This is a genomic window from Streptomyces odonnellii (assembly GCF_000981895.1).
Classification (GTDB): Bacteria; Actinomycetota; Actinomycetes; order Streptomycetales; family Streptomycetaceae; genus Streptomyces; species Streptomyces odonnellii.
In genome coordinates this window covers 1-6,327 of the sequence record NZ_LATD01000068.1, presented here as the reverse complement: position 1 = coordinate 6,327, position 6,327 = coordinate 1, and the positions used below count along the sequence as shown (strand labels likewise).

General features: G+C 75.6%; 2 protein-coding genes. Both read right to left on the bottom strand.

What is annotated here, in order from left to right; genetic code table 11:
- Nucleotides 1-5,395: hypothetical protein (locus WH07_RS08255; protein WP_052744293.1), on the bottom strand; the 5,395-nt coding region annotated here is incomplete at its 3' end.
- A gap of 114 nt (nt 5,396-5,509) precedes the next feature.
- A partial coding sequence (locus WH07_RS08250) for a hypothetical protein (RefSeq protein WP_046497207.1) occupies nt 5,510-6,327 on the bottom strand: 818 nt, incomplete at its 5' end.

The window sequence follows — 6,327 nt, the reverse complement described above, 5'->3', positions numbered from 1 at the left end:
GGGCAGGTCCGGGGCCGGGCTGGTCTGCTGGGGGCTGGTCCTGTGCCGGGGTCCGGCGGAACATCCTCGTCGCGGTGATCTCGCCGTGCACCGTTTCGCCTTCCGGGTCCTGCTGGGGCAGACCGGGGCGCAGATGCTCCTCGACGCTGATGTATTTGAGCCCCGCGCGCAGATCGGCGTCATTGCGCAGCCGGATGACCAGCGGGAATTCCGCCAGCGCCGTCGTGTCGAAAAGGCCCGTGGTGTAGAGGAGCTGTACGCCCAGGGCGTCCGAGACCGCGCGCTGGAGCTCCAGCAGATATGTGGCGTTGGCGCGCCCGATCGGGTTGTCGAGGAAGAGCGTGCCCGCGTGGCGGTGCTTGTCGCGGCCCCGGTCGTTGCTGCGCAGAGCGGCCATCGTGCAGTACAGGGCGATCGCGGCGGTGAGGAGCTGACCGCCGGAGAAGACGTCGCCCATCTGCCCCACGGGGACCCGCTCGGCGCGCAGGACGGCGTCGGGTTTGAGGATCTCGACGGCGACGCCCTTGGGCTGGAGCGCCGCCTGGACTCCGCGCAGCAGCAGGGACATGCCGTCCCTGCGCAGGTCGGAGTTCTTCCTCAGGGCGGAACGGGTCGCCTCGTCGATGACCTCACCGAGCCGCTCGGCGAGCGCCGCACGGTCCGGGTCCTCGAAACGGATCCGCAGGAACTCCTGGCCGGACCACTCCCCCAGGCCCTCCGGCAGCCGGGAGAGCCGCTGTGCCGAACGGAGCGTCGTCAGCGCGGACTCCACCAGACCGCGCAACCGGTCGACGATGGAGTCGCGGTTGCGTTCGAGCTGTGCCAGCTCGTCCGTCAGTACGCGCAGGCGGGGTGCGAAGGCCTGTGCCCAGAGGGCGGCGTGCTCGGGCAGCGCGGAGGCGGGCAGTTCGCGGATCTGCTGGCGGGCAGGCGTGCGGACCTGTTCGTAACGGGTCGAGTTGGCATGCCGTACGAGTACGTCGCACGCTTCCCGTACACCGGACTCGGCCGCGGAGAGGTCGGACGCGCAGGCACGCAGTGAGCGGCGGGCCTCGGCGGTGGAGTGCCGTGCCTCGGCCGGCGTACCGGGGTAGGGCTCGGGCTGCCGGCCCGCGTCCTCGTCCGCTCCGTCCTCGGCGACGGCGCCGCGGAGCAGGTCCCGCAGCAGCGCTGCCGTCTCGTCGAAACCGCCCGCCGCGTCCTCGGCGGCGCGGTGGGCCTGGAGGAGTTCGGCGTGCGCGGCGCGGGCGGTGTCCAGCGCCTCGGTCCTGGCGGCGAGTTCGGCGGTGGCGGTACGGAGCAGGCTCTGCGCCTTCTCGGCGTCGGCCGGCACCAGTTCCTCGGGCAGCTCGGTGTGCGCGTCACCGTCGGCGGGCGCGAGCCGCTCGGCCTCGCCGCGGAAACGGCCGAGCTGCTCGCTGGCGGTGGACGCGCGTGACTCCAGCATCTGGACGAGCGATTCGGCGCGGGCGGCGGCGGCCTGGCGGGACGGGCCGTCGGCGCCGTCGGTGGATTCGAGAAGCTGGGCGGCGCGGGTGCGGACCTTGTTGGTGAGCCGATCGAGTTCGGCGAGGGCGGCGCTCTCGTCGCTCTCCGCACGGGCCTGTTCGGCCCGCAGATCGGCGCCGACGCCGACCTTCTCGTAGAGCTGGGAAGCGGCGCGGTACGCCTCGCGCAGGGCGGGCAGCGCGGTACGGGGCGCCTCGGGGTCCCGCTCGGGGAGGTTCTCCGGCGCGCCGGCGATCTCGGCGCGCTCGGCACGCAGGGCACGGGCGGTACGTCGGGCGTCGTCGGCGGCGCGCTGGGCGGCCCTGCGGTCCTCGTCGGCGGCGCGGGCCCGCTCCAGGCAGACGGCGGCGCGCGCCTCGGACTCGGCCGCCTCGTCGGCCAGTTCGCGGAGCTTCGCCTGCCAGCCGGACCGCTCGCGGAGCCGGAACGCGAGCCCCGCGAGGGCGTCGGCGGCGCGGCGGGCGCGCTGGGCGGCGTCCTGCCGTTCGTCGCGGACGCGGGCCGTGTCGGCGGCGGCCTCGTCCGCCTCGGCACGCACCGTACGGGCCTCGGTGAGCGCCGCCGCGGCCGCCTCCGCCGCGGCCCTGGCGGTACGGGCCGCCCCGGCCAGCTCGGCGAGCATGCCGGGCGGGCAGTCCGTACGCCAGGCGCTGAGCCTCGCGGCGAGCGAACGGTCGGCGGCGAGCCGGGCCGCCAGCACCCGGATCTCCTCGTCCCTGGCGGCCGCGCGGGCGCGCAGCGCCTGCCGCTCCTCGTCGGCGGCGTACTCGTCGTGCATGGCGGGGTTCGGCGGTACGAGGAAGACCCCGCCGTCGTCAGCGCCCCCGGCGCCGGGCCCCGGGACGGGCGCGAGCAGCGCGGCTGCGGTCCCCACGGCGACGGCGGACCTCGGCAACAGGGCGGCGCCCGCGAGGGTTTCCCGGGCCCGGGCGTGCGAGTCGGGGTCGGTGATCACCACGCCGTCGACCAGTTCGGGACGCGCGGCCAGTACGGCGGCGTGGTCGGCGGGGTCGACGGCCTGGGCGAGATAGCGCCAGCCGGGCAGGGCGGGGATGCCGTGCTCGCCCAGATACTCCACGGTGGCCAGCACATCCGGCCCCGGCGGCAACAGCCCCCCGTCCCCGAGCGCCCCCAGGATCCGCGCGTCATCGGCGGCGGCGGTCCGCAGCTCGAAGAGCTGCCGCTCAGCGGACCCGACGGTGAGGTCGAGCAACTCCCGCAACTCGTCGGCGTACCGATCGAGTTCCTCGGCGGTCAGGGGCGCGTCGGTGTCGCGCGGCCGCGCGGAGGGACGCGAGTCGGCGTACGCGGCAGCGGCGGGAAGCCCAGCGGGCCCCGTCGCGCCCCGACCCCTGGCCGTCCCGGCGCGACTGCCCGAACCGCCGGTCCCGGAAGACCCGTCGGAACCGGTTGCCCCACCACCGCCCGAACCGGCGTGACCGGCCGGGCGGCCGGGCGTGGTCGCCGCCGCCGGGCCCGTACCACCGGCCGCAAGGCCGGCCGCCGAGGCATCTGCCCGGCGGCCGGGCGCAGCCGACCCTGCCGGGCCCGCGCCGGCCGAATGTCCACCCGGGCTCGCCCCGCCCTCCTCCGGTCCGGACGGACCGGACGGGCGGCCCGGCCGGGACGATTCGTGCGAGACCGCGCCTCCGTCGTCGGCCGGACCGGCCGGGCCACCGGCTGTGACCGGCCCACCGGCTGTGACGCCGACCGTACGGGCATCGCCGTGGCCGCCGGTCGCGGAAAACCGGTCGGGGACAGTGGCGGACGGGTCGCCCGCCGTGGGCATACGCCCGTCGCGGCCCGAAGAGCCACCAGGGCTCGCCCCCTCATCGCCCGGATGGCCAGGCATGATCGGCGCCGCCGGGCCCGTACCACCGGATGGCTGTCCGGCCGTAAGGCCATCGCCATGGTCAGCAGCCACGGAGGACTCGTCATCAGCCGGGCGGCCCGGCTCCTCCGCGCCGACCGGGTCGTCGACGCGGGCTTCGACGCGTGGGCCCCTGTGGTGTTGGGCCGCTGCCGGAGTCGGCCGGGGCGGGGCGGGGAGGCTCAGCAGGGCTGTCAGGCGGTCGGACTTCGCCAGGGAATCCGCCGCTCGGCGTTCCGCCTCGTAGGCGTGGTCCGCGGAGAGGGCCGCGTCGGCGGCGCGGGCCGCGGCGAGTTCGGCGCGGGACTCGGCGGAGGCCGCCTCGCGGGCGCGGTCCGCGGCCGTGCGGGCGGCCTCGCGGGCCGTGTCCCAGCTCGCGACGGCGGACTTCTCCGCGTCGCTCGCCGCCAGCGCGGCCCGCGCCGGATCCGCGTCGGGCGCGGTGTCGTCGAGCCAGCCAGCCCGTACCGCCTCGGCCGTCTCCTGCCCCACCTCGGCCAGCCGCTGCCGCAGATGCCCGGCCTCGCTGCGGGCGCGCTGCGCCTCGGTCGCGGCGGAGGTCGCGTCGCGGTGGGCGGCCTCGCCGGTCTCCTGGAGGACGGCGGACCGCTCCTCCTCCTCGTTCGCCAGCCGCTCCCCGTCCTCGGCCGCCGCGTGCAGTGCCCGTACGAGATCGGCCGCCGCGGTCGCGCGCGCGGCCAGCGCGGGCGCGGCGTCACGCTCGGCCTCACGGATCGCGGCGGCCACCCGCGCGGAACGGTCGGCGGCGGCACGGTGGCGCAGCACGGCCTCGGCCGCCTGCCAGGCGGAGTGGAGCGTACGGGCGTCGGTCAGCTCACGGCGCTGCGCGGCGGCGCGCTTCTCGGCTGCGGTGAGGGCCAGGGACGCGTGCCGGTACGCCAGTTCGGCGGCGATCAGCGCACCGCGCCCGCGCGACTGCTCGGCCGCGGCCACGGTGCGCGCGGCGCCGGTGACCCGCTGCGCCAGGTCCGCGGCGCGCCCGCGCTCCTCGGCTCCGCGCGCCGCGAGCCGTCGTACGAGCGTTCGGGCCCGGCGCTCGGCGCCCGCGTGGATCTCCCGCGCCCGCGCACGCGTCTCCGCGGCCTCGACGATCCGGCCCAGCAGATCGACGGAACCGGCGGTGAAGTCGCGCTCGGCGGTCAGTTCGGCGCGGCGGCCCAGCTTGTTGCCGAATCCCCCGACGAGATCGGCGAGGCCGTCCGTGTCCCGGGTGTCGGTGACGGCGCGCAGCAGCAGATCGGTGAAGTCGGAGTCCTTCTTGACCGCGAAGAGGCCCGCCGCCTCGCCCTCGTCGGCGTTCATCTCGCGCTGGTAGCGGAAGAGTTCGGGGTCGAGGCCCAGATCGCCGAGGTGTTCGTTCCAGCGGTCGTGGATCTCCTCCCAGTGGACGTCGAGATGCGGATAGAACTTGCCCGCCTCCGTGAGTGCGTCACGGAACCCCTTCATGGTGCGGCGCCTGCCCCGCGCTCCCGACGCGCCTTCGACGGGCGGGCGTACGGCGGTGGACTCGGCGACCGGCAGGGAGTCCAGGCTGAGCCCCGGGCCCGGCCGGAACGAGTACCAGCCCTCCGCGAACTTCCTGGGGTCGTTCGACACCTGACGCCCGCGCCACTCACTGGCCTTGCCGACCACCACGAGTTCGCCGGTGAGCGTGTGCTGCCACTCCAGGGCCACATGCCCGCAGTCGTCGGCCAGCAGGAACTTCCGCAGCACTCCCGAGCTGGCGCCGCCGAGGGTGTTGCGATGGCCCGGCAGCATCACCGAGAAGATCAGCTTGAGCAGTACGGACTTGCCGCCGCCGTTCTCCAGGAACAGCACGCCCGCCGGGGCCGGGCGGCGTGGCGGTCCGACCGGCTCCTCCTCGAAGAACTCCGCCTGGGCGGGCGCGGGATGGGGTACGGGCGCGCCCACGCCGCGCAGGTCGAGCACGGTGTCGGCGTAGCGCGCACCGGCAGGCCCGATGGAGTAGAGGCGGACCCGGGACAGCTCGTACATGGCGGCGGACTCTCGTCGTGGTGAACAGCGGTGGGGAATGCGGTCGGTGGGATACGGAACGGTGGCCTGCAGCGTGCCGCCCCCGGTGTGGAAGGGCCTCCGGCTTGCGGGGCGTCAGGCGTGGAAGGGCAGGCCGGCGTCGGCAGCGAGCTCCAGATCGTCGCCCTCGGGCGGTGCCAGCAGGGTGGCGGAGCCGTCGCTGACGGGTACGACCCCCAGGTCGAGCAGTTCGGCCATGGCCGCGTGGCCCGCCATGTCCCGTACCTGGAGCTGGTAGCGGGCGGTCGTACGGTACGTGCCTCCGGCGTCGTCACCGGTGCGCTGGAGGAAGCCGGAGTCGGTGAGGAACGCGACGGCCTTGCCCACGATGCCGGTCGTCGAACCGGCCAGCCTGCGGGCGTCCTTGGTCGCGCCGGTCGCGCTGCGCCGTGCGTAGATCCGCCAGGCGGCTTCGAGTCCGGGCGCGTCGGTCGAGGGGTCGGTGTTCTCCCCGTCCGCCGCGGCCCGCTCCTCCAGCCGGCGGCAGGCCTGCCGTACGAACGCGTCGACTCCGTTGACCGTGATCCGGCCGATGTATCCGTCGTCGGCGAGGTCCTCGGGGCGGGGGAAGGCCGTGGCCGCGACGGCGAGATGGGCGAGGCCGTGCAGGAACCGGTCGGCGGAGTCGGTAGAGGCACGGCGGGCGTAGTCGCCCATGCGGACGGCGAAGACGGAGTCCTCGGCCGCGGTGACCGCCATGCCCGCGCGCGGGGAGACCTCCAGCACGACAAGGCCGAGTCCGGTGGCGACGGCGTCGGTGACGCGGGCGAAGGCGGGCTCTTCGCGGTAGCGGCGGAGGAGTTCGGTGTACTCGATGTCACGGGCGGGCGGGAGCTTGGGCTGAAGCCCGAAGGAGACGAGACGGGCGGCGTCCGCGGCGTCCGGGGGTGTGA